The sequence below is a fragment of the Sphingosinicella sp. LHD-64 genome (assembly GCF_031157375.1).
In the GTDB taxonomy this organism is placed as follows: Bacteria; Pseudomonadota; Alphaproteobacteria; order Sphingomonadales; family Sphingomonadaceae; genus Allosphingosinicella.
Genome location: NZ_JAVIFV010000004.1, coordinates 343,456 through 366,606 on the forward strand (window position 1 = coordinate 343,456; position 23,151 = coordinate 366,606).

A 23,151-nucleotide genomic window follows, 5' to 3' on the forward strand; every position below is an offset into this window, starting at 1 on the left:
GGGTGATGCAGCGCCTGCCGAGCGAGCGCGGGAATCGGTGCGCAAGACAGAGGAGACGTAATCAATGGTTGGTAATTTTTTGTCGTGGTCGCCCTGGCGTCGATCGCATCTCCGATCGGCGCCCAGGCTACGGGTGGCGCGGCCAGCCGGACCGCTGCCGATGAGGGTGCACCCGTCGCGTCGCTGCTCGGCGGACCAGTCGTCGCGGGCGTCTGCCCGCTCTCGCGCGAGGCGGTCTATACCAATGCCGCCATCGGCCGCGCCGCCAGCGCCCGACTTCAGGAGCTGACCCGCACGGCCCAGGGCGAAATCGACAGCCAGCGCGCACCTCTGGAAGGCGAGGCCCACACCCTGGAGAGCCAGCGTGGCACGCTCCGGGCCGACCAGATTCGTCAGCGGCAGGAGGCCCTGTCGCAAGGATTGCAGGCGCTCCAGCGGCGGGCGGCGCATTCGAGCCGGGAGATCGAGGCGACCCGCGAGAGAGTGCTGCAACGGATCGCCGATGAAGCGCAGCCGGTCGTTGCGAACGTCTATCAACAGAAAGGATGCGGACTGCTGCTCGATCGCTCCGCAGCGTTGGACGGCAACTTCGCGAACGACGAAGGCAGCGAGCGATAGCGAGGCGAGCGTCCGCTTTCAGGTGCCGCGAATTACTGGCGGTATGACCAGATGGGCGCTCAGGGGACGCCGCCAAACGACATGCTTCCCAAATAGCCGGCTGATCTGCCAGGATTCATGCTAGGATCTTTTCTTGCCCCAAAACTAGGATCAGCTAAACTTCAAAAATCCGCGGATTCTGCGGATATTGGAGATGCTAGAGCCTCGGCAAAAGGGCGGGGGAAAGGTTCTTGGTACCGGCATTCGCAGGTTCGAATCCTGCCGCCCCAGCCAAGTATGTTCCAGAGACATGCTCGGTCGTGTTCGCAGTCCCTAACGTGGCTGTGCGGGCGGCTCGGTCTGGAGATCGGACCAGGCGACGACCCGCCCGACGCGGCGGGGGTAGAGTTCGGCGAGGCGGGTGGCGAACTCGCCGTCGAGCTCGGCGACCAGGGTGGCTGCGCCGGCGGCGTCCCGGCTCTCGATGCAGGCGAGCAGGGTGCGCATCCGCGCGATCAGCGAGGCGCGGTAGCGTTCGTTGGGGATGAAGCCGCCACTGTCGATCAGCATGCGCAGCGCCGGCCAGAGCATGGCCATCAGCGCGTTGCCGGTCGCGTCGGCGACCTTGGTCCAGAAGGCGCGATAGGCCGGGCCGAAGCGTTGTGGATCGGCGATAGCGGCCTCGGCCTCGGCGAGCAGCGTCCCGAGCTCGGCGATCGCGGCCTCGCTCGCATTCCGCGCCGCCGCTTCGGCCATGCTCGGCTCGATCGCAGCGCGCGCGGCCATCACCGTCGAGAGCGGAGCGCCGGCGAACTGCAGCAGCAGCGCGAAGGTCGAGGCGAGATGCGGCCAGTCCGGCTTCTGTACGATCGCGCCGCCGCCCGGCCCGGCGCGGACCTTCACGACGCCCTGGAATTCGAGGAAGCGCAGCGCCTCGCGAAACGTGGCGCGCGAGACGCCGTGGCGGGCGAGCGCATCGGCTTCGGAGAGATAGCGGTCGCCGGGCTTCAGGCCCTCGTCGTAGATCGTCTGCACGATCTCCTGCGCGACCCGCGCAGCCGCTTTTTCCTTGCCTCGGGCCACCCCGATCTCCGCCTTGACGCCGCCCGTCGCGGCCGCCGGTAGCCTAGGCCCGATGGACCTTGCGGGTCACCGAATTTGTGCCGCCGAAGCAATATTGGCTGCGGCCGGCGGCGGCGCCGACGACGAAGATCTCGAACGATTCCGGATTGGGCATCACGTTGACCAGCGTCTCCGGGGCGTCCTCCAGCCAGGCGAGTTCGGGATGGGCGAAGCGGAAGCCGTCATATTCCTGGTTCAGCATCACCTGGCGGAACGGCAGCTTCGTGCGCTTGTGCAGCGCCTCGCGAATCTCTTTCGGGCCCCAGCCGGCGTCGGCGAAGCGGGCGGCGTGATCGGGGGCCATCAGGATCAGGTTGCCGAACGTGCCGTGGAAGGGATAGCCGGCCTCCAGCGGTGCGTTGGTCTTGATCAGCCAGGCGCCGTGCGAGGGCGCGCCGCAGGTGTTGGCGGTGAGCGTCGAGAAGGTCTCGATCAGCAGCTCCGGATCGGAATTCTTGAAATCGAAGAACTCCGTCATGCCATAGGGCACGTTGACGGTGACGGTGGAGTGCTCCGGCGCGAAGCCCTGCTGGACCCGCCAGCTCTGCCAAGGCGTCTTCGCCTCGTTCTCGGCGACGCAAGCGGAGAATTTCATCGGCGTGCCGATCGTGTCCATGTCCGAGATGCCGGGATAGCTGAGCCCGATGTTCATCATCACCAGCCGGAGCGTCCGCCCGATCGCGACATTGACCTGGCTGATCGATCCCGGGCCAAGCGCGCAGATGCCGCGGTTCATGCCGATCTCGTCGGCGATGTCGCCGGAGACGAGCACGACGGGCGCCTGCGGGCCGGTCGACATCGCCCAGGTCCTGAGGCCGATCGAGGGATCGAGCACGCACTCCATCATCGCCATGATCACCGGCATCGCGTCGGGCCGGGCGCCGGCCATCACCGCATTGGCGGCGATCTTGCGCACCGTGCCGACGCCCATGCCGGGCGCGAACAGGCCGACGACGTCGCCGCCGTCGCGGCCCGAGGCGGCGATCATCGCCTCGACCTTGGCATGGGTCGGCGGCACCAGCGGCAGGCCGTCGCTCCAGCCGTTGGCGACGAAGCGCGCCTGCATCTCGTCGAACGCCGCCATGAGGTCGGCGCCGAGGAACACGATCTCCGGCGCGCTCTCGCGGATGATCAGGTCGAACTCGGGCAGCGCCTCGGCGACCTTGCGGTCGACGGTCAGCCCCTCGATCAGGCCGTCGAGCGACTCCGCGACCATCTGCTCGACCTCTTCCGGCGTCTTGTTGGAGAAGCAGTGGGGGACGATGAGCGGCACCGCCTCGGGCACCCCGAAGGTCTTGGTCGAGAAGCGCGAATCCTCGTCGAAGATCGCCGCGGTGTAGCCGACCGCGGGGACGCCGCGCCGCTCCAGCTCGCACAGGTCGCGCATCAGCCAGGAGGTGCAGCTGCCGCAATCGGCGCTGGTGCAGATGGCGGCATCGACCTCCTGTGCCAGCCGGTCGAGCTGGTCCGGCGAGAGGTAGCGGTTGGTGCCGCCGAGCTCGCCGGTCACGTCGACGAAGCTGAGGCCGGTGAAGCGCTCCGAAAGCCATCGGCGCGCCGCGTCGAGCGCGGCCGGGCCATTCTGCTTGCCGTTCCAGTAGAGCGCGATCCGCTTGCCGTTGAGGTCGGTGAGGCGCAGCGCGGGGGGGTGGCGCAGCGACGGATCGAGGTCGATCTGCGATTCCGCGACCGGATTGACGATTGTCAGGCGCGTGCCGACCGTGGCGGGATTGTTCATGAGGCTCTCCTGTCTCGCGCCGTTTCGGTGAGGCGCCATTATTTCCCGTTCATCCTGAGTAGGGACTGAGCTTGGCGAAGCATGTCCTGAGCGACGCCGCAGGCGGCGTCGAAGGGGCCCGTATCGAAGGACCAGTTGCAGAGGGCCGTGCGTCCTTCGATACGCCGCTTCGACGTCGCTCAGCGGCTACTCAGGATGAGCGAAGATCATTATTCACGTTCGTCTCGCGCCAGCCGCACCACCACCGCCGTTCCCGGCGCGCGGCGCGACAGCCATTCGGACATCATCTCCTGCAACTCGACATGCGGCAGCACGCAGGCGCCGTCCGCGCAGTCCGGATCGTGCCCGGGCGCATAGCCGAGCTCGATCCGATTCTCCGCCTCCGACAAAAGGGTGAGCCGTCCCCCTTCGGCACGCACGATCCTGGCGAAGCTGTCGATCAGCTGGGCGGCAACGGTCATGAGATAACTAGTATACTAGTTTTGGAAAGAGTCAATCTTTGGGACCGATAAGAGGCCGCCTGCTTCGATTCCGGTTGGATTTGACACACTCATATCCCGTCGGTTATGGGTCAGATCCATAGCTCGCGAGTTATAGGTTGCGATGCCCGACGCCCACGACCTGCTGTTCCGGACGCTCGCCGATCCCACCCGGCGGGCGATCTTCGAGCGATTGTGCCAAGCCGGGGAGCAGACGGTGGGGGCGCTGACGGCGGGGGCCGGGATCTCGCAGCCGGCGGTGTCGAAGCATCTCGGCGTATTGAAGCGCGCGGGCCTGGTGCGCGGGCGCCAAGCGGGTCGCGAGACGCATTACAGCGCGCGGGCCGGCGCGCTGGCGCCGCTGATCGACTGGACGCGCCAGATGGCCGGCTTCTGGGAAGCGCGGTTCGACGATCTCGAGGACTTGCTGAGGAGGATGGATCAATGACAGGCCTTGCGGGCGAGACACGCTCGATCACCGTCGAGCGGGAAATGCCCTTTCCGCCGGAGAAAATCTGGCGCGCGCTTACCCAGCCCCATCTGGTCGCGGAGTGGCTGATGAAGAATGATATCGACGCGACCGTGGGGCAGCGGTTCAGCTTCAGCAGCGATTGGGGCGGCGTGGATTGCGAGATGCTCGCCGTCGAGCCGCACGAGCGGCTGTCCTACAGCTGGAACTATGCGCATGAGGACCCGGCCTACGCGCTGGAGAGCGTGGTGACCTTCACGCTCGTGCTCACGGCGACGGGGACGCTGCTGCGCATGGAGCAGGTGGGCTTCCGGCCCGACCAGAAGCAGGCATTCCACGGCGCCAAGGCCGGGTGGCGCGAGCATCTCGCGAACCTAGAGAAGGTCGTGGCGGGTCTGGGCTGAGACGCCACCGCACGACACCAAGCCACCTCGACAAGCCGATGGCGGCGTGCAGCATGTCCACCGACACGAAGGGAGATGATGATGAACATTCTCTTGTGGGTCCTTCAAATCCTTCTCGCTCTCCACACCGCGGTGGGCGCCGTGTGGAAGGTCTCCAATTCCGAGCAAACGGTGCCGTCCCTGAACGCGATTCCGCACGGCGTCTGGCTGGGGATGAGCGCCTTCGAGCTGCTGTGCAGCCTAGCCCTCATCCTCCCGCTATTCAGCAAGCCGCTGGCTATCCTGGCGCCGATCGCCGCGGTCTGCATCGCCGCGGAAATGCTGATCTTCTGCGCCCTGCATCTGCGTTCCGGCGACGGGACCTATGGCCCGATGATCTATTGGCTCGTCGTGGCGGCCGTCTGCGCGTTTATTGCCTACGGACGGTTCGTGCTAAGGCCGCTCTAGCTCCGGCAGGCCGCGATCCCGGCCAACGATCGGAGCGCAGAACACAAGGAGGGCGCGCATGAACTGGAACGTCTGGATACGGCAGTTTCACCGCTGGATGGCCGTGGCCTTCACCCTGGGCTTCATCGTCAACCTCGCCGTCGCGATGCAAGGTACGCAGCCGGCCTTCTGGGTCTATCTGCTGGTGCTGATCCCGCTCTTCCTGCTGCTGCCGACGGGCCTTTACATGTTCGTGCTCCCCTACACCGTCAAATGGCGCAAGGCGCAACGCGCGGGCGTGCCGGAGTGAGTATATGAAGTCCAAGAAACCTCTGCCCAAGCCGGCCGACGGGAAGCCGGTGCTGCTCTCGGGTGGCAATCCGCAGATTCCGAAGGGCTATGGCGACGCGCCGGTGCAGGCCTATATCGCCGCGATGCCGGGCTGGAAGAGCGCGGTCGGGCGGCGGATCGATGCGGTCATCGAACGCACCGTCCCGGCCGTGCGCAAGGCGGTCAAGTGGAACTCGCCGCTCTACGGCGCACCGGACGACGAGGGCTGGTTCCTGAGCTATCACTGCTTCGACCGCTACATCAAAGTGGCGTTCCATCGCGGCGCATCGCTCGAGCCGGTGCCGCCGGTCGGGTCCAAGCACAAGGACATTCGCTACTACCATATCCAGGAGGATGAGGGGATCGACGAGGACCGGTTCGCCGATTGGGTGAAGCAGGCCAGCCAACTGCCAGGGGAAAAGATGTGACGGAGACAGCCTCGGACCTCATTGATGCAAAGATCGCGGCGCTGGGCGGCTGGCGGGGTGAGACGCTGGCGCGGCTGCGCGCGGCGATCCGGGCGGCCGATCCCGACGTCGTCGAAGAGGTAAAGTGGCGCAAGCCCTCCAACCCGTCAGGGGTACCGGTGTGGGAGCATGACGGCATGATCTGCACCGGCGAGATCTACAAGGACAAGGTCAAGCTGACCTTCGCGAACGGCGCCCGGCTCGACGACCCCAAGGGCCTGTTCAACTCCAGCCTGGACGGCAACACGCGCCGCGCGATCGACGTCCGCGAAGGCGAGACGGTGGACGAGGCGGCGCTCAAGGCGTTGGTGCGCGGCGCCGTCGCGGTGAATTTGGCGAGCGCGCGAAAGGAATAGTCGCCCGGCACTTCCCGTCATCGCGAGCGCAGCGAAGCAATCCAGTCGGGCGGAGTCGGATGTGTCTTAGAATTGGCAACAATCCTCCGCCTTTTTGAATGGCAGTCCATCACCAGATCACGCCGTCCCGGCGCAGCGTGGCAAGTTCATCGTCGCGAAGACCGAGCGCGCCCTGCAGGATCATGTCGGTATGCTCCCCGAGCAAAGGCGTGTCCGTGCGATCGTCCTCAGGAACGGCCGACATTTTGACCGGATTGCCGGCGACGAGCACCGGCGCGCCGCCGTCGGGCCGCGGCACCTCGACGAGCATCGAGCGCGCGCGGACATGCGGGTCGTTGGAAACGTCGGCGGCGGTGTGACAGGGACCAGCGGCAACCCCGGCCTCCGCGAGGGCCGCCGCAGCCTCGGTCTTGCTGAGGCGCGCGGCCCAGGCCTCGACGGCTGGCCGGATCACATCTTCCGCCCGGTCCTCCCAGTCCCAGGATCCTTCCAGCGCGGGATCGACCAGCCATTCGCTTCGGCCGACCGTCCGCGCGAACCGTTCGAACTGGTGGCGGCGGACGATGGTGACGATGAACCACCCGTCCTTGGCCTGGAAACCCTTGAACAGGCCTGGCAGGCGGCGGGGCTCGTCCGTCTCCCGGCGCACGCCCATCGACCAGTAGTTCGGGATGAGGTCGCAGACGTGGACCACCCCGTCATACATGGCGATGTCGATGAACTGGCCCGCACCCGTCCTCTCGCGGTGGCGCAATGCTGCGAATATGCCGATCACCGCATTGAGCCCGGCGACCGTGTCCCCCATCCCGCACATCGGCCCGATCACCGGCGGCTCGTGCGGCAGCCGCGCATATTCATAGGTGCCGGACATCGCCTCGACCACGCCGGCATAAGCCGGCCAGTCCGCATAGGGGGAAGCGCCGGTTCCGAAGCCCGAGATCGAGGCGTAGATGAGCCGCGGCGCGACCGCGGACATCTGCTCGTACCCGATCCCGAAGCGGTCGGCCCGCCCCGGCCCGAGATTCTCGCAGGCGACGTCGAAATGCGGCGCGAGGCCCAGGATCAGGTCCCGGCCGCGGGGGCTGGTGAAATCGATGGCGATGCTGCGCTTGCCGAGCGCGTAGCGCAGAAAGGTCGCGCCGGCCGGCCGCCCGTCGCGGTCCTTCATCGTCGGAAGCGCGCCGCGGCCGGCCTCGCCCGTGCCGGGCGGCTCGACCCGCACCACCTCCGCGCCGAGACGCGACAGCATCTGCGTGCCGACCGGAAGCGACTGAAGCTGCTCGAGCGCGAGGATGCGGACCCCGTCCAGCGGACGCGGCGCGCTCATGCGACCGGCTCCCGGAGTTCGGCCAGATCCCACGAGGGCACAGGAAAGTCGGCGCCGCGCAGGCGCCAGGGTTGCGGTCCGCCGGCGCGCGGCAAGGCGATCAGCGCGCGCGATTCGGTGCGGACAATGCCGTCACCGTCCGTCAGCGCAATCGCGAGCCGCGTCCACCAGCACGCCTCGCCTTCCCGGGCCGCCTCGATCGTGCCGGAGAAGGTGAGGTCGAGCCCCGGGATGATCGGCCGCCGCATCTGGAAGCCGATCCGCGCGACCCGGCCGGGCGGCCCGCTCCACAAGGTCGCATAGGACGCGATCCAGCCGGCCTGGGTCGGCGTGTTCATGATGATGTCGGGCAGGCCATAGACTTCGACACATTGCTGGCGGTCGTGATGCTGCGGCCGCCAGTCGCGCGTTGCGATCGCCCCGGCAACGATGTGCACCGGGGAGATCACGACGGTGCGGGTCGGCAAGGCGGTTCCGACGATCGGGGGCGTGCCTGCCGGACGCATCATGACGGTCGATTATAGCTGAAGAAGCGAATGCCCTCGGTGCCCAGCAGGGCGCCGTCGCACTCGCGCAGATAACGCAGGAGCAGCGTCCATTTGCGCCCGGTGCCGAGCCGGTTCGTGATTTCGGGGCCAATCTCGTCGAGCACGATCTCGGTGATGACGCGGTCGCCGGGCCGCACGGGATCGAACATCGCGACTTCCGAATCGCCGACGATCGCCAGCGCCAGCCCGAACCGCTCCTTGAGCTGGTAGTGCAACTCCATCGCCCGCAGCGGCGCCTGCCCGTCGGGCAGCCACCGCCCCGGCCGCATGAAGGTCGACAGCATGGCGGGGGGCGCGACCGTCTCCCCCGCCAGCTCGTCCGCGACGCCCTCGTCCCAGAGCAGGGGATTGCCATCCTCGACCGCGCTCAGGAAGGCCGTCATCTGGGTGCGATCGGCGGTGACTGCCGGCGCCATCACCATCGCCACCTTCCCCACCATCTCGGCGATGTCGGGAGGAAGATCGCCGGGAACGGGCTGCCGCCGGCGTTCGATCATGGCCCGGGTCTACGCTTCCTTGCCCGATCAGAAATTGAAGCCGACGGTGGCGCCGAACCAGCGCGGCTTGTTGGCCTGGGTGCCGTCGATGAAGCTCGAGATGATGAAGCCGGCGGCATAGGTCTGATCGGTGAGATTCTGTGCGAACACCGAGGCGTAGAAGCCGCGATCCGGGCCCTCACGCCAGGTGATCGAGGCGTTCACAACCTCGTAGGACGGCTGGGACAGTCGGTTCGTCAGATCGAAGAAATAGCTCGAGCTGAAAAAGGCGGTAGCGTTGTAGGTCATCTCGCCGCCGAACAGTTCGTGCCGGTAAGTCGCGCCGAGCGAGAAGGTCCAGTCGGGCGCGCGGATCAGCTCGTTGCCGCTGACGTCGACGACCACGTTCACGTTGCCATTGTTCGTCGGCACGCCGCCCACCGAGCGCGGCACCTGCACCGAGGCGTTGGGGAAGTCGCGGAGCTCGCTGTCGAGCAGGGTGACGGCGGCGTTGAACGACAGGTTGCGCGTGACCTGCGCGTTGAGCGAGGCCTCGAAGCCGTTGATCCGGGCCTCGCCGGCATTCTGCACCGTCGTCGCCGACACGCCGTTGATGACGACGGGCGTGCTGACCTGGAGATCCTGATAATTGTAACGGAAGGCAGCCGCCTCCAGCGTGATTCCGCGGGCGAGCCGGGTTTTGACGCCGAGCTCATAGGCATCGACGATCTCCGGCTCGGCCGGGAGCTGGGTGCCGGCGGCGGCAACGGCGTTGAAGGTGCCGCTCTTGAAGCCGCGCGTGTAGGACAGATAGACGTTCGAGCTCGGCGCGAATTCCCAGCGCACGACGCCACGCGGCGACACGTTCTCGAACCGCGCCTCGCCCTCGGTCCTGACACTGGTGAGCGCGTTCAGATTGAACGCATCCTTGTCGTCGCGGTTGTAGCGCAGGCCGCCGGTGAAGAAGAGGTTATCGACCGCTTGCCAGGTCACCTCGCCGAACACCGCGAACGCGCGGGTGTTCTGGCCGTAGATGGTGCGGGTCGGGAGGAAGGCGCCGGTGGTCGCGTTGCGGCCGGTCGAGACCAGCGGGTTGAATTGGGCGTCGGACTGGAAGCGGGTGAGGCCGAGCAGCCATTCGAAGCGCCCGAACCGGCCCGGATTGCTCGTCAGCACCAGCTCCTGGTTGCTGAAATCGTTGAACGTGCTGTACTCGGTCTGCGACAACCGGATCGGCGAGACGTCGGTCCAGCTCAATGTGGTTGTCTGCGTATCGCCCCAGCTCGCGGTGCCGGTCAGCGTCGCGAAGCCGATGTCCCAATCCATGTGCATGTCGATGAAGCGCTGGCGGGTGCGGCCGAAGGGTGTGCTGAATGTCGCGGTGGTGAACGGTTCGTCGGCGATGACCCGATCGGCCGGAATGCCGGTGGGATTCAACGCGCCCGCGTTCGGCCCGCCGGGGATCGAGTTGCGCGCCTGGGTGTTGCCGTTGATCGCATAACCCGAAATCAGCACGTTGTTGTTCGACTTCGAATGGAAGCCATTGACCTCGAAGCTGATATCGTCGGCCGGCTCGAAGCGGACGCGGGCGCGGAACGCGGTGCCGCCGGACGAGCCCTGGGTCTCGCCGTTGAAGATGTTCTCGACATAGCCGTCGTCGTCATAATGGACGGCGGTCAGGCTGGCGGTGATCACGTCGCCGGCGATCGGGCCGCTGATATAGCCGCCGAGACGGTAGTAACCGAACTCGCCGACCGTGGCCGCGATCGAGCCCTCGAGCTCACGGGTCGGCCGGCGGGTGACGACATTGATCGCGCCGCCGGTGGCGTTGCGGCCGAACAATGTGCCCTGCGGCCCGCGCAGCACCTCGATCCGCTCGATGTTGGACAGTTCGAACAGGGTGCCGGTCATGTCGGGGAGGTAGACGCCGTCGACGAAGGTCGCGACGTTGGGCTCATCGCCTGCCGAAGCATTGCGGCTGCCGACGCCGCGGATCGTCGGCTGGCTGAAATTGGTCGAGCGGCCCCAGTTGAGACCCGGCACGGCGACGGTGAGGTCGTTGGTGCTGACGATGACGTTCTGCTGGAGCGTGTCGCCACCGAGGACGGAGACGGAAATCGGCACGTCGGAGAGGCGCTCCTCGCGACGCTGGGCGGTCACGACGATCTCGTCCTCTTCCGGCGCAGTCGCGCGCGATGCGGGGGCGGGATTCTGCCCGGCGGCGATCGCCAGACGGGTCGTACCTTCGGTCGATGCAGGTGAGTCTTCCGCCTGGGCAAGCGTCGGCCCGCTCCAGACGAGACCGCCTAAGGTACTGATTGCGATAGCGATGCGCGATGTGTTGGCCATTCCAAACCCTCCCCTCCGATGGGCGCTGGATTTTTCCAGTCAAAGTTTACTCTATTGCGTGTTTATTAGCTTGGGAAGCCCCTAGATCAGTTGAAACCTCAAATTCAGGCATCTCATTCGGAGAAGGATCGCAAAGCAGGCTGCCGGCCGCGCTCGCATCGCTCTCGGCGGCAGGGTTGAATCGGGGGGCAGGGACGCACATGCTGCCGGCATGTCGAGGGGCAAGCCGACAAAGCGAGGTGGAAAGCGGGAGAGCGCGCGCGCATTCGCGGGCGGGCCGGTGACGATCAAGCATATCGCCTCGGCGCTCGGCGTCTCGCATTCGACCGTATCGCGCGCGCTCAACGATCACAGCCATATCAGCGCGGACATGAAGGAGAGGGTGCGCCGCACCGCGATGGAGCTGGGCTATGTCGCCCATGCCGGCGCGCGGACGCTTCGCCAGGCCCATGCCCGACTTATCGGCATGCTGGTGCCGGATGTGATGAACCAGCTCTTTGCGGTGATGATCAAGGTGCTCGCCGCGCGCTGCGCGCGGGCCGGATACCAGCTTGTGCTGTGCGTCACAGAGGACGATCCGGAGGCCGAGCTCAGGCATGTCGAGGCGCTGCGCGAGAGCCGGGCGACCGGACTCATCGTCGTGCCGACGCCAGGCGTGCTCTCCAAGACGGCGCTGCTGATGGCGGCGATGCCGGTGGTCCAGTTCTCGCGCAGCCATCCGGCGATCGCCGCGCCCAGCGTCGCGATCGACGGGGCCCGGGGGATCGCCAATGCGGTGCGCCATCTCGCCGATCTGGGGCACCGGCGGATTGCCTATGTCGGACTTTCGACCGCCCTCAGCAACGGCGCGGCGCGTGCGGACGGGTTCACCGGAGCGCTGGCGCAGCGCGGGCTGAAGGTCGAGCCGGCGCTGTTCCATCCCGGCGGCGGGACGATCGAATATGCGCGGTCGACCACCGCCGCGTTGCTGCGGGGCGCACGGGCGCCGACCGCGATCGTCTACGGCAGTGCGGACCTGACCGAAGGCGGGCTGGAATCACTGCGGCGCGAAGATGTCGACGTGCCGGGCCATGTCTCGATCATCGGCTTCGGCGATCCCGGCTGGTTCAAGCTGATGACGCCGGGCCTGTCCACCGTCGGCCTGTCGCTGTCCGAGAGTGCCGAGGCGGCGATCTCGATGCTGCTGCGCCAGATCGAGGCGCGCGAGACGGGGAGCCCGCTCGAGCCGCAGACCTCGCTGGAGCTGGAGCCGTTCCTGATCCTCAGGGAGACGACGGCGCCGCCGCGGGCTGGAGACTAAGGTCCGGGGCAAACCCGTCACCCTGAACTTGTTTCAGGGTCCAGTTGGTCGCCGCTCGTGCGTTGGAGAGCTGGATGCTGAAACAAGTTCAGCATGACGGTGAGAGGTTTACTCCGCCGCCTGCAGCATCCGCTCGCGCCGGGCTGGGCCCACGGGCACTGTGCCCTCGACTTCGAAGCGGTACATTTCGCGGCGCATGCCGGCATAGTCCTGGACGCCGAAATGCATGCAGGCCCAATTGTCCCAGACCGCGACCTGGCCGGGCTGCCAGCGCCAGCGGGTGACGAATTCGGGGCGTTGGGCGTGTTGATAGAGATACTGGATCAGCGGCTGGCTTTCGTCCTCGGTCATGCCGTCGAAGCGCGTCGCATATGGCCCCGAGATCAGCAGGAGCTTCCGGCCGGTGACCGGGTGGACGACGATCAGCGGGTGCAGTGTCTCCTTGGCGAGATGCTCACGGACCTGCTCGTCGGTCAGGGTGAATTTCGGCCGGTCGATCGCCTTCTTGACGCCGCGACCGCCCAGGCCGTCGGGGCCGTAGAGGCCGGTGGCACAGTGGACGAGGGTGAGTTGCCCGCAGATATCCTGGAGCGCCGGCGAAAGCGTCTCGAACGCGGCGTAGAGGCTGGAGAACATCGTGTCGCCGCCCTGCGGGGGCGAATCGACCGAATAGAGGCCCGAGATGCTGTTCGGCCGATCGCGGATCGTCTGGTCCTGGTGCCAGTTGTCCCCGAAATTGCGGTCGCCCCATTTGTGCGAGGCCTCGCGCATGAAGTGCTGGATGTGGGTCGTGCCCGGCAGCGGCGGGACATAGGAGGTGATCGACAGCTCGCCGAACCGGGCGCCGAACGCCTGGAAATCGAGCGCCTCGAGCCGCTGGTCCTTGAAGAAAATGACGAGATGGTCGGCGAAGGCCTGGCGGATCTCGGCGAAAGTCTCATCGTCGAGCTTCCCCAGATCGACGCCGCCGATTTCGGCCCCGATCACGCCGCCGACCGGCGCGACGGTGATCCGCTTGTAGTCCCTGACCTGCTGCATCGATCCACTCCTGACGGCTCGTTCTGATTTGGGTTGAGCGTAACGCGCTGCATTCGGGGAATCAACCGCATACGTTTGCAGGATGCGACCGACAGAGATGACTGCGGGCTGCTTTACAAGTATGACATGACCTCTTGCCGTGTCTGGAAACGTGTGCAGTATAGCGACAACCAGAATCGGAGAGGATCGACATGCAGCCAGCAGGACGCGCAGGGTGAATGGCGGGCGCGACATCGCGATCGTCGGTGTGCATGCGACGCGCCAGCAGAAGAAGTCGGGACGCACAATCGTCTCGATGATGATGGAATCGATTCGCGGCGCGCTCGACGATGCCGGCATCCCGCTTTCCGAGGTCGACGGCTACATTTCCTATATCTTCCCGGCGGGGAACGGGCGCGGCTTCGACGACGGGGCGATCGCCGAGCAGTTCGGCCATCCGGTCGCGGTGACCGCACAGACCTCCGGCGCCAAGGCAGTGCTGCTGGCCGGCGCGGCAATCCGGGCGGGGATCGCCAAGGTCGTGATCATTCCGGCGGCTGGCGCTCAGTCCTTGGCCGGCGACATGGCGACCTATACGCGCCCGACCTTCGAGTTCACCGAATGGACCGGTTCGATGACGCCGGCCCAGTACGCGATCATGGCGCGCCGACACATGCACGAGTTCGGCACGACCATCGAGCAGATGGCGGAGATCGCGGCGAACAGCCACCACAATGCCTCGATCAATCCGCAGGCGGTGCGCTTCGGCGAGGAGGTGCAGACGGTCGAGCGCATCCTGAACGGACGGATGATCGCCGATCCGCTCACCCAGCCGATGTGCTCCCTGGTCAATGACGGGGCGAGCTGCATCGTCGTCACGTCGGCCGAGCGGGCGAAGGATTGCCGCCATCCGCCGGTCTGGGTGCTGGGCGGCGCGGCCGAGACGCACGGCAACTCCTATTTCGAGGCGCCGTCGCTCAGGATGCTCGGCACGCGGCAGCTGATGATCGACGGCTTCGCGCAGGCTGGGGTGCGCCACGACGATGTCGACATCGTCATGTGCTACGATCATTTCGCGCATGGGCCCATCGTCCAGTTCGAGACTTTGGGCTTCTGCGAGCCCGGCGAAGGCGGCGCCTATGTGCCGGATGCGATCCGGCCCGACGGTGCGCACCCCTCCAGCCTGGATGGCGGCAACCTCGCCTACAGCCACAACATGATCCCCTACAATTTCAAGCAGATCGAGGTGGTGAAGCAGTACCGGAACGAGGTGGAGGATCTCTGCCCCGGCTGGCGCGAGGGCGTGCACACCTATGACCGGACGATCTGCCGCAAGGTGCGCGAGCCCAGGCTCTCCGTCGGCTGCGGCCCGCTCACCGACGCGCGCCACGCCTTCACGATCCTGGCGAAGGACTGAGACATGACCGCCATGACCGGCATTCCGCTGCCCCAACCGACCGAGCTCTCCCGGCCCTTCTGGGCCGCGGCGAACGAGGGTCGCCTCGTCCTCCAGCGTTGCGACGCCTGCGGCCATCATCGCTGGACCCCTCAGATACTGTGCACGAATTGCCTCGTCGAACCCTTCACCTGGACTGAGGTAAGCGGACGCGGGAAACTCTACAGCTACACGATCGTGTACCGCGCGCCGCTGGCGGGGTTCGAGATCCCCTATGTGCTCGCGGTGGTCGAGCTGGAGGAGGGACCACTGATGCTAACCCGCCTCGTAGACGCTCCGACCGAGCGCCTGGCGGTCGATGCGCCGGTTGAAGTGGCGTTCACCCGGGCGAGCGAGGAGATCAACCTCTATACCTTCAGGCTGACGGACGCCTGACTGATCAGGCGATCGCGCGGTGCCAGTCTTCTTCGGGGACGAGCCGGGTGCGGCCGCCAAAGCGGGCGTCAGCCCCTTCCGGCGCGGCTTCGTAGGCGATGACGGCGATGCCGGGCGCGGGGGGCAGTTCGGCCCAGATGCGCTTGCCTGCGCTGTCGATATCGAGGCGCTTGCCCGCGGCGACCTTGCCGGCGCGGGGGTAGACGCTGGGGTCGAGCCGGGCGGCGGCGCGCGCCGGCTCGGTGTCGATCGCGCCGGGGCGGACGGCCACCACCCAGGGCCCCTTGCGCCCGGCCAGCTCGCGCTGGACGACCTCGACCCAATGCTCGACGCCGACCTTCGCGGCGCAGTAGCTGGCAAGGCCCTCCAGCGGCACGATCGCGGAGCCCGAGGACATCATGACGAGGCCGCCTTCCACGCCCTCCGGGAAGGCGCGGATGAAGGCGTCGCCAAGCGCCAGCGGCGCGGCGACATTGGCGAGCAGGCTCTTTTCATATTCGCGTTGGTCGACCTTGCCGACCATGCCGACCGCAGCGGAATAATAGGCGTTGTGGATGAAGACGGCGCGGCCGATGAAACCGTCCAGCTCGCGCCGGAAGCTCTCCCGCGCCCGCTCCCACGACGCGGGATCGGTAAGATCGACCTGCACCGTCTCATGATCCGGATGCGGCCGGCGCGAGAGATTGATGATGCGCGCGCCGGGCCAGGGTACATTACGGGCGAGGCCGAGGCCGATCCCCTCGGTCGCGCCGCTGATCCAGACGATCGTGCCGGTCATTCCGCCGCGGCGGAGAGGGCGGGGGCGTCGCCGCCCGCGCCGACGACCAGCGCATCGACTGCGACGGCGCGATCGGGCAGCACAACCACCGGGTTGAGGTCGAGCTCGGCCAGCGCCCCCTTGCACGACCGGCCGAGCTCGCCGACGGCCAGAGCGAGGCGCACGAACGCCTCCCTGTCCGCCGGCTTCGCCCCGCGCACGCCGTCGAGCAGCGGCGCCAGGCGCAAAGTCGCAATCATCTCACGGACGTCGTCCTCGGTGACCGGGAGCGGCGCGGTGGCGGCGTCCTGCATCACCTCGGCATGGATGCCGCCGGCGCCGATCGTCAGCGACGGGCCGAATTGCGGGTCCTGGGTCAGGCCGACGATCATCTCGACGCCCTGCGGGATCTGCTCCTGGACGAGGACGCCGTCGATCGTGCCGCCGCCGGCATATTGGCGACCGCGCGCCAGCAGGTCGGCAGCCACTGCGCGAACCTCGTCCGCAGAGCCGACACCCAGCTTGACCAGACCCTTGTCGGTCTTGTGCGGGATATCGGGCGACATGAGCTTGAGCACGACCGGAAAACCCATCGCCTCGGCCGCGGTGGCGGCTTCGTCCGGCGTCTGGACAAGCTTTTCGCCTGCCAGCGTGATCCCCGCGCTGTAGAGCAACTCCGCCGCTTCGGCGGCGCCGAGTACGCCACCGCGCGCAAGTGCGGCGCGGGACGCCTCGGACAGCGGGCGGACCGGTGTGTCGGCACGCTGATAGCGCGCGCGCCGCTCGATGTACCGCTTGCGGGCGCCGAGCGCGCGCATGCACTTGCCGAACGAGCGGAAGAAGGGGACGCCGGAGGCGACGAGGTCGCGATAGCCCTGCGTGTCGGTGATGATCGACGTCCAGATTCCGATGATCGGCTTCTCACAGGACGGCGCGACGGCGAGGATGTCTTCCGCCATCCGGTCCGAGAGCGGGCCGTAGGCGGCGTTCATGCCGAACAGGACGAGGTCGACCTCGGGATTGGAGACGATCAGGTCGATCACCGCCTGGCGCGTTTCCGGCGGGTTCGTCATCACGAAGACGCCGCCATTGTCGACCGGGTTCACCACGCTGACGTTGCGCGGGATGTGCTGGTAGATCGCTTCGCGCAGTGCCGGCGGGTTTTCCGGCATGGCGAGCCCGCTGACGTCGGCATGCTCGGCCATCAAAGCCGCAGTGCCGCCGGAGATGGTGTACATCGCACAGCGCGAGCCGGCATCGAGCGGCAACTTCGAGAACAGGTTCGCATATTCGAGGAGCTCGTCGACATCGTGGACGCGGACCACGCCATATTGGCGGAACAGGCCGTTCACGACCGCATCGGCACCGGTGAGATGGCCGGTGTGCGAGGCGGCCGCCTTCGCGCCGCGCTCGGTCGCGCCCATCTTGATCGCGACCACCGGCTTGCCGGCGCGGATGGCGCGGTCGAGGGCGATGCGCAGCTTCTCCGGCGACTTGAAGCCTTCGACATAGAGCGCGATGACCGCGACTTCGTCCAGCCCGGCGAAATGATGGATGAAGTCGGCGACCTCGAGGTCGACCTCGTTGCCGGTGGTCACCCAGCGGTGGAAGTCCGCCCCCATCGTCACGCCCTCGACCACCGAACGGCCATTGGCGCCGCTCTGCGTCACCATCGCGATCTTGCCGCCGCGATGGTTGACGGGTTTGGGATAGCGCTCGAACGCATTGTCGTTGGTGTTGGGGCCGATGATGCGCACGCCGGTGCGGCGGGCGATCTCGGCGAGTTCGCGCTCCATCGTCGCGCCTTCCTCGCCCGTCTCGGTATAGCCGTCGGTCCAGATCAGCGCCTGGCGGATGCCGCGCGTGCCGCACTCCTCGATAACCCTGGCCGTCGCCGCGGGCCCGACCTTGATCACGACCAGATCGACCTCATCCGGCAGATCAAGCACGCTCGGCACCACCTGAATATCGCCCGCGTCACCGCCCTTCGGGTTGACGATGAACATCTTCACGTCGCCGTAGCGGGCCAGCTGGCGCCGCTGCGCCGGCGTCATCCGCGCCGAGCCGACGAAGGCGACGCCGGTGCGCGGCCCCAGGATGCGGGCGATGTCGCGGTCGCTGGCTTCGAGCAGCGCGCGGGCGTCTTCGGGGGTGAGAGAATCGAACGTCATCAAGTTCCTCGTCAGGTGTTCGGGCCCTGTCCCGATTCCAAATGAACCGTCATTGCGAGCGGAGCGAAGCAATCCAGTGCAACCTTCGAGTCAGTCTGGATTGCTTCGTCGCTTCGCTCCTCGCAATGACGGGTTGCTTTCATGGTTAAGGATCAGGCGTTGTCGGCCTTGCTCGGCTGCCGGCCTGTCTTGGTCGGCGAGCGTGGGGCGGAGACCATGAGATCGGTCTTGAAGCTGGTGACGACCGGGCGAACCGCCTCGCGCCACGCCTTTCCTTTGGCGCCCTGATCGATCTCCTCCTCGGCCGTCGCCCAATTCTCCCAGGTCGGGCAGGACCAGACGAGGATCGCCTCGCTGTCGTCGCGCAGCAGCGTGCGCCAGGCCCCCGCCAGCTCGATGCCGAGCGTCTTGAGGTGCGGCGCCCATTCGCCCTCGACACGCTCGAGGAAGCTCTGCGCCTCGCCCGGTTTCAGGCCGACGATCTCGTGTCGGAACACTTCGTTGCCGACGATGCCGCGCGCCTCGAGATCGTTGACGTCGGGCGAGCTGTCGGTCGCCTGCATGATCCGGTCGAAGCCGCCGCTGCGATATTTCTGGGCGATCAGCCACCACTCCTTCAGCGCCGGATCCTGCATGCCGTCATGGCCGCGCGTCTCGTGCGCGAAGATGCTCGCGACATTGGCCCAGTCGCCATATTCCCAGATGTTGATGACCTCGGGCCAGCGCGCCGTGCTGCCGAGCGTGCCCCAGATGCCGAAGATGCGCATGCCGCGGTCGGCGCCCCAGTCGACATAGCCGTTGACCATATGATCGAAATAATTGGCCCGGCCCGACAGGATGATGTCGATGACCTCGTGCAGGTAGATGCGGGCGCCCATCCGTTCCTCTCCTGAAGGGCCCGATAATGGGCCGATTCGCCCCGGCCGTTGCCGGTGACGTGAGCATCTGCCCTCTCTATGCTCACGTGTCCATAACAATGTTCCGCAGCATGGGCCTCGGCGCGGGGCGAGCATGGGGCTGATTGGATATGGGATCGACCGATAGGCTAGTCATATCCTATTGTTATCACATGAGTTTACAGAAGATTGCGTAAAAGAATTTACTCTATTGTCGGAGCTGTGCCATACTTCGCGTGACTCGCCGGAAGTGGCTCTCCGCCCTTCCTCGGTCAAGAATCAGCACACGATTGCATTAAGATCGTGGCAAAACGGGAGACGGGCGCTTGAATTCTGGCCCTTCGGGATGCGCGGCATGAGCGGCTATGCCTATATCGTCGGTGCGTTTGAGCATCCGACACGGCGCGCTGAGGACAAGTCAGTCGCCCAGATCCACGGCGAATCGGCCAAAGGTGCGCTCGCCGACGCCGGTCTCTCCTTCGACGATGTCGACGCCTATTTCGTCGCGCGCGACGGGCCGGGCGTGCTCGGTGGCATCGGCATGGCCGAATATATGGGCCTCACCCATCTCCGGCACCTGGACAATACCGAGACTGGCGGCTCGGCGCCGCTGGTCATGGCGGGCCATGCGGCGCGGGCCATCCTCTCCGGCCGTTGCCGCGTGGCCCTGGTCACCATGGGCGGCAAATCGCTGACCGGCGATCCGAAGCGGATGATGCCCGATCAATATGGCGCGCCCGAGCTGCCCTTCGAGGCGCCCTACGGGATCAACACCCACGCCATCTATGCGATGGCCGCGCAGCGCCACATCCACGAGTTCGGCACGACCCGCGAGCAGATGTCGTGGGTGAAAGTCGCCGCCTCGCACCATGCCCAGCACAACCCGAATGCGGTGCTGCCGAAGGTGGTGACGGTAGAAGAGGTATCTGAATCGCCGATGATCGCCGATCCGCTGCGGCGGCTCGACTGCTGCCTCAACACCGATGGCGGCGGCGCGATCGTGGTCGTCGGGGAAGAGATCGCCCGGTCGCTCAACCGGCCGATGATCCGCATCCGCGGCGCGGCCGAGGCGCTGAAGCATCAGGACGGCGGCCGCAGCGGCTTCACCTGGACGGCCGGGCGCGACTCCGCCGCGCGCGCCTTCGCCGAGGCCGGGGTGACGCACGCCGACATCAAATATGCCTCGGTCTACGACAGCTTCACGATGACCGTGATCATCACACTGGAGGATCTGGGCTTCTGCGAGAAGGGGAAGGGGGGTGCCTTCGTGTCCGACGGCAACCTCATCTCGGGCGTCGGCAAGCTGCCGGTCAACACCGATGGCGGGGGTTTGTGCAACAACCATCCCGGCGGGCGCGGCGGCATTCCCAAGCTGGTCGAGGCGGTGCGCCAGGTGCGCGGCGAGGCGCATCCCAAGGTGCAGGTGCCGAATTGCGACCTCGTCGTCGCGCACGGCACCGGCGGCTTCATCACCAGCCGCGGTGGAAGCTGCACGATGATCCTGGAGCGTACGAGATGAGCGAGCGCAAGGTTCCGGCGCCGGAGCTCAATCCGGAGATCGAGGCCTATTTCGCCGCCGCCGATGAGGGGCGGCTGCTGATCAAGGCCTGCACCAATTGCGGCGAGGCCTTCCATTATCCGCGTGCGCTCTGCCCCTTCTGCCGGAGCGAGCGGACGGAATGGCGCGAGGCCTCCGGTAAGGGGGAAATCTATTCCTTCACCGTGCTGCGGCGCGCCCCGATCCCTTATGCGGTGGCCAGCGTCCAGCTCGCCGAGGGGCCGCGGATGATCACCAATATCGTCGATTGCGATTTCGACAGCCTGCGCTGCGGGCTCCCCGTGCGCGTCGTGTTCAAGCCCAGCGAGAGCGGGCCTGCCGTGCCGATGTTCACCCCGGAAGGAGAGCCGGCTTGAGGATGTTCGATACCGCCGCCGATCTCGTCCCCCACGTCGGGGAGGAGATCGGGGTCAGCGATTGGATTACGGTCGGCCAGGACAAGATCGATGCGTTCGCCGAGCTCACCGGCGATAAGCAGTGGATCCACGTCGATGTCGAGCGCGCGAAAGAGAAGATGCCGGGCGGCAAGACGATCGCGCACGGCTATCTCGTCATGTCGCTGGTGCCGCTGATGCTGATCTACCGCGTCACCAATTTCTCGCGCGCGCTGAACTACGGGTTCGACAGGCTGCGCTTCACCGGGCCGACGCCATCCGGCGCGCGCATCCGCCAGCGCCAGACGCTGAAATCGTGCGAGCGCGTCGAGGGCGCCTACCGAGTGACCAACACCTGCACGATCGAGGTCGAAGGGCAGGAGCGCCCGGCGATCGTCGCCGATCAGGTCATCCAATATTTCGATTGAACGGGAGAGAGCCGAGATGGGCATATTGGAAGGGAAGATCGCGATCGTCACCGGCGGCGGGCGCGGCATCGGGCGGGGTCACTGTCTGGAGCTGGCGAAGCAGGGCGCCAAGGTGGTGGTGAACGATTTCGGCGGATCGAGCCGCGGCGAGGGCCGGGGCAATGCCGCCGACGACACGGTGAAGCTGATCCAGGAGCGCGGCGGCGAGGCGGTCGCCAATTATGCCGACGTCTCCAGCCTAGAGGAGGCCGGCGAACTGATCGGCCAGGCGATGAGCGCGTTCGGCGGGCTCGACATCCTCGTCAACAATGCCGGCATCGCCCGTGACGCGGCGGTCTGGAAGATGACCGAGGAGGATTTCGACCGGGTCATCGCCGTCCATGTGAAGGGGAGCTGGACCACGTCGCACCACGCTGCGAAGGTCTGGCGCGATCAGGCGCAGGCGAAGGGCAAGAGCGCGGGCCGGATCATCAACACCACGTCCGGCGCCGGCCTCTACGGCAATTTCGGCCAGACCAACTATGCGACCGCCAAGGCGGCGCTGGTCGGACTGACGCTGACCCTGTCGATGGAACTCTACAAATATGGCGTGACCGCCAATTGCATCAGCCCCGGCGGCATGACCCGGATCACCTCCTCCATCCCCGGCTTTCCGCCCTCCTTCGAGACCAACGAGCTGCCCGAGGGAACGTGGGACCGGATGGACCCGGGCAACAGCTCTCCGATCGTCGCCTGGCTGGCCAGCGACGAGGCGCAGCATGTCACGGGGCAGGTCATCCACAATGTCTACGACCGCATCGCCTGGATGAAGGGCTGGCATGTCGAGAAGGAGATGTTCTCCGGCGAGAAGGCGTGGAAGGCCGAGGAGCTGAGCGCGCTGATGAACGGCAATCTGTTCGGCACGCGCTCGATCGGCATCTCGACGGCGCCGACCAAATGAGCGGGGCGGGAGAGCCCGCGCTGCTCGAGCGGCGCGAGGGCGGCGTGGTCGTCCTCACGATGAACGTGCCGGACAAGCGCAACGCGCTGGTGCCGGAGATTCGCGAGGGTCTGATCGAGGCGTTCGCGCGGCTCGACGAGGACCGCGAGTGCCGCGCCATCGTCCTGACCGGGGCCGGCCCCGCTTTCTGCGCCGGCGGCGACATCAGCAATCCGGGGCCGTTCACCGGGCCGCAGGTCCGCATGCTGATGAAGCGGCCGCAGCGGCTGCTGCGCGCCATCGCCGGCCACAGCAAGCCGGTGATCGCCGCGGTGGACGGGCCCGCCTTCGGCGCGGGCTTCGCCCTCGCCTCGGCCTGCGATTTCATCGCGGCGGGGGAGAATGCGAGCTTCTGCGCTGCCTATGGCCGGATCGGCGTGATGCCCGACATCGGCCTGCTGTGGAGCCTGCCGCTGCGCGTCAGCATGGGCGTGGTGCGCGAGGTCGTGATGTTCGCCGACGTCATCAAGGCGCCGCAGGCGAAGGCGATGGGCATCGTCGAATGGCTCGCGGAAGGGCAGACCGGGCTCGAGCTCGCCATGGAGCGGGCGCAGCAGCTCGCGACCAAGGCGACCGCCGCGATCGGTGCCACCAAGGCGCTGCTCGTCCGCGCGCCGCTCGATATCGACACCGTGCTCTCGCAGGAAATGGAAGCGCAGGCCTGGCTCGGCGCGACCGAGGATGCGCAGGAAGGCAGCCGTGCCTTCCGCGAGAAGCGCAAGCCGGAGTTCAAGGGATATTGACCAGAGGAT

At 66.7% G+C, this 23,151-nt stretch carries 26 protein-coding genes; 15 read left to right on the forward strand and 11 right to left on the reverse strand.

The window, feature by feature from the left end; all coding sequences use genetic code 11:
• Window positions 1-84 precede the first annotated feature (84 nt).
• Window positions 85-618: an OmpH family outer membrane protein gene (locus RCO27_RS15115; RefSeq protein ID WP_309003531.1), complete on the forward strand. Its 534-nt coding sequence runs from the start codon at window positions 85-87 to the stop codon at window positions 616-618.
• Window positions 619-930: 312 nt separating this feature from the next.
• Here the strand turns inward: RCO27_RS15115 and RCO27_RS15120 are convergent, their stop codons facing one another.
• The 3 genes from RCO27_RS15120 to RCO27_RS15130 form a co-directional block, all read right to left on the reverse strand.
• Entirely contained in the window at window positions 931-1,680 is a 750-nt protein-coding gene (locus tag RCO27_RS15120) for an FCD domain-containing protein (protein WP_309003532.1), read from the reverse strand.
• A gap of 43 nt (window positions 1,681-1,723) precedes the next feature.
• Window positions 1,724-3,457 (reverse strand): hypothetical protein, encoded by a 1,734-nt coding sequence (locus tag RCO27_RS15125; RefSeq protein ID WP_309003533.1) that lies wholly within the window; start codon window positions 3,455-3,457, stop codon window positions 1,724-1,726.
• 209 nt (window positions 3,458-3,666) lie between these two features.
• Window positions 3,667-3,918 carry a hypothetical protein gene (locus RCO27_RS15130; RefSeq protein ID WP_309003534.1) on the reverse strand — a complete coding sequence of 84 codons (252 nt, stop codon included), beginning with the start codon at window positions 3,916-3,918 and terminating at the stop codon, window positions 3,667-3,669.
• Between the two features lie 142 nt (window positions 3,919-4,060).
• Here RCO27_RS15130 and RCO27_RS15135 point away from each other — a divergent pair, with 142 nt between their 5' ends.
• From RCO27_RS15135 to RCO27_RS15160, 6 genes are all read left to right on the forward strand, one after another.
• Window positions 4,061-4,384 (forward strand): metalloregulator ArsR/SmtB family transcription factor, encoded by a 324-nt coding sequence (locus RCO27_RS15135; protein ID WP_309003535.1) that lies wholly within the window; start codon window positions 4,061-4,063, stop codon window positions 4,382-4,384.
• Window positions 4,381-4,809, forward strand: a complete 429-nt coding sequence (locus RCO27_RS15140) for an SRPBCC domain-containing protein (protein ID WP_309003536.1) — start codon at window positions 4,381-4,383, stop codon at window positions 4,807-4,809. Before RCO27_RS15135 ends, RCO27_RS15140 begins: the two co-directional genes overlap by 4 nt.
• Before the next feature lie 81 nt (window positions 4,810-4,890).
• The gene (locus RCO27_RS15145) at window positions 4,891-5,256 is read left to right on the forward strand and encodes a DoxX family protein (RefSeq protein ID WP_309003537.1); all 366 of its coding nucleotides are present in this window, start codon (window positions 4,891-4,893) and stop codon (window positions 5,254-5,256) included.
• Window positions 5,257-5,314: 58 nt separating this feature from the next.
• Window positions 5,315-5,545 (forward strand): hypothetical protein, encoded by a 231-nt coding sequence (locus tag RCO27_RS15150; RefSeq protein ID WP_309003538.1) that lies wholly within the window; start codon window positions 5,315-5,317, stop codon window positions 5,543-5,545.
• 4 nt (window positions 5,546-5,549) lie between these two features.
• Window positions 5,550-5,993 carry a DUF1801 domain-containing protein gene (locus tag RCO27_RS15155; protein ID WP_309003539.1) on the forward strand — a complete coding sequence of 148 codons (444 nt, stop codon included), beginning with the start codon at window positions 5,550-5,552 and terminating at the stop codon, window positions 5,991-5,993.
• Complete coding sequence (locus tag RCO27_RS15160; protein WP_309003540.1) at window positions 5,990-6,388, forward strand: DUF1801 domain-containing protein; 399 nt, start codon at window positions 5,990-5,992, stop codon at window positions 6,386-6,388. The genes RCO27_RS15155 and RCO27_RS15160 overlap by 4 nt, the downstream gene beginning before the upstream one ends.
• Before the next feature lie 109 nt (window positions 6,389-6,497).
• Here the strand turns inward: RCO27_RS15160 and RCO27_RS15165 are convergent, their stop codons facing one another.
• The 4 genes from RCO27_RS15165 to RCO27_RS15180 are packed head-to-tail and all read right to left on the reverse strand — an operon-like array spanning window position 6,498 to window position 11,088.
• Entirely contained in the window at window positions 6,498-7,715 is a 1,218-nt protein-coding gene (locus RCO27_RS15165) for a CoA transferase (RefSeq protein WP_309003541.1), read from the reverse strand.
• Window positions 7,712-8,224, reverse strand: coding sequence for a hypothetical protein (locus RCO27_RS15170; RefSeq protein WP_309003542.1), 513 nt, complete (start codon window positions 8,222-8,224; stop codon window positions 7,712-7,714). Before RCO27_RS15170 ends, RCO27_RS15165 begins: the two co-directional genes overlap by 4 nt.
• Window positions 8,221-8,760 carry a hypothetical protein gene (locus RCO27_RS15175; protein WP_309003543.1) on the reverse strand — a complete coding sequence of 180 codons (540 nt, stop codon included), beginning with the start codon at window positions 8,758-8,760 and terminating at the stop codon, window positions 8,221-8,223. The genes RCO27_RS15170 and RCO27_RS15175 overlap by 4 nt, the downstream gene beginning before the upstream one ends.
• A 27-nt stretch (window positions 8,761-8,787) precedes the next feature.
• Entirely contained in the window at window positions 8,788-11,088 is a 2,301-nt protein-coding gene (locus tag RCO27_RS15180; RefSeq protein ID WP_309003544.1) for a TonB-dependent receptor, read from the reverse strand.
• Between the two features lie 211 nt (window positions 11,089-11,299).
• On the opposite strand from RCO27_RS15180, the gene RCO27_RS15185 reads away from it, so the two are divergent.
• A complete protein-coding gene (locus RCO27_RS15185; protein WP_309003545.1) occupies window positions 11,300-12,388 on the forward strand; it encodes a LacI family DNA-binding transcriptional regulator in 1,089 nt (362 codons plus the stop codon).
• 108 nt (window positions 12,389-12,496) lie between these two features.
• Here the strand turns inward: RCO27_RS15185 and RCO27_RS15190 are convergent, their stop codons facing one another.
• Window positions 12,497-13,426 carry a TauD/TfdA family dioxygenase gene (locus tag RCO27_RS15190; RefSeq protein WP_309003546.1) on the reverse strand — a complete coding sequence of 310 codons (930 nt, stop codon included), beginning with the start codon at window positions 13,424-13,426 and terminating at the stop codon, window positions 12,497-12,499.
• Between the two features lie 214 nt (window positions 13,427-13,640).
• On the opposite strand from RCO27_RS15190, the gene RCO27_RS15195 reads away from it, so the two are divergent.
• Complete coding sequence (locus tag RCO27_RS15195; protein WP_309003547.1) at window positions 13,641-14,822, forward strand: thiolase family protein; 1,182 nt, start codon at window positions 13,641-13,643, stop codon at window positions 14,820-14,822.
• Window positions 14,823-14,825: 3 nt separating this feature from the next.
• Window positions 14,826-15,236, forward strand: coding sequence for a Zn-ribbon domain-containing OB-fold protein (locus RCO27_RS15200; RefSeq protein WP_309003548.1), 411 nt, complete (start codon window positions 14,826-14,828; stop codon window positions 15,234-15,236).
• Window positions 15,237-15,240: 4 nt separating this feature from the next.
• On the opposite strand, the gene RCO27_RS15205 is transcribed toward RCO27_RS15200, so the two are convergent.
• The 3 genes from RCO27_RS15205 to RCO27_RS15215 all read right to left on the reverse strand — a co-directional run bounded on the left by RCO27_RS15205 (window position 15,241) and on the right by RCO27_RS15215 (window position 19,042).
• Window positions 15,241-16,014: an SDR family NAD(P)-dependent oxidoreductase gene (locus RCO27_RS15205; protein ID WP_309003549.1), complete on the reverse strand. Its 774-nt coding sequence runs from the start codon at window positions 16,012-16,014 to the stop codon at window positions 15,241-15,243.
• Window positions 16,011-18,164 carry an acetate--CoA ligase family protein gene (locus RCO27_RS15210; RefSeq protein WP_309003550.1) on the reverse strand — a complete coding sequence of 718 codons (2,154 nt, stop codon included), beginning with the start codon at window positions 18,162-18,164 and terminating at the stop codon, window positions 16,011-16,013. Before RCO27_RS15210 ends, RCO27_RS15205 begins: the two co-directional genes overlap by 4 nt.
• Before the next feature lie 152 nt (window positions 18,165-18,316).
• Entirely contained in the window at window positions 18,317-19,042 is a 726-nt protein-coding gene (locus tag RCO27_RS15215) for a hypothetical protein (RefSeq protein ID WP_309003551.1), read from the reverse strand.
• Between the two features lie 373 nt (window positions 19,043-19,415).
• On the opposite strand from RCO27_RS15215, the gene RCO27_RS15220 reads away from it, so the two are divergent.
• From RCO27_RS15220 to RCO27_RS15240, 5 genes are read left to right on the forward strand one after another with little or no spacing between them, the layout of a single operon-like run.
• On the forward strand, window positions 19,416-20,579 hold the full coding sequence (locus RCO27_RS15220; RefSeq protein WP_309003552.1) for a thiolase domain-containing protein: 1,164 nt from the start codon (window positions 19,416-19,418) through the stop codon (window positions 20,577-20,579).
• Window positions 20,576-20,974 (forward strand): Zn-ribbon domain-containing OB-fold protein, encoded by a 399-nt coding sequence (locus RCO27_RS15225; RefSeq protein WP_309003553.1) that lies wholly within the window; start codon window positions 20,576-20,578, stop codon window positions 20,972-20,974. Before RCO27_RS15220 ends, RCO27_RS15225 begins: the two co-directional genes overlap by 4 nt.
• A gap of 2 nt (window positions 20,975-20,976) precedes the next feature.
• A complete protein-coding gene (locus tag RCO27_RS15230; RefSeq protein WP_309003970.1) occupies window positions 20,977-21,420 on the forward strand; it encodes a MaoC family dehydratase in 444 nt (147 codons plus the stop codon).
• 25 nt (window positions 21,421-21,445) lie between these two features.
• Window positions 21,446-22,360 (forward strand): SDR family NAD(P)-dependent oxidoreductase, encoded by a 915-nt coding sequence (locus RCO27_RS15235; protein ID WP_309003554.1) that lies wholly within the window; start codon window positions 21,446-21,448, stop codon window positions 22,358-22,360.
• Window positions 22,357-23,142, forward strand: coding sequence for an enoyl-CoA hydratase/isomerase family protein (locus RCO27_RS15240; protein WP_309003555.1), 786 nt, complete (start codon window positions 22,357-22,359; stop codon window positions 23,140-23,142). The genes RCO27_RS15235 and RCO27_RS15240 overlap by 4 nt, the downstream gene beginning before the upstream one ends.
• Window positions 23,143-23,151 lie beyond the last annotated feature (9 nt).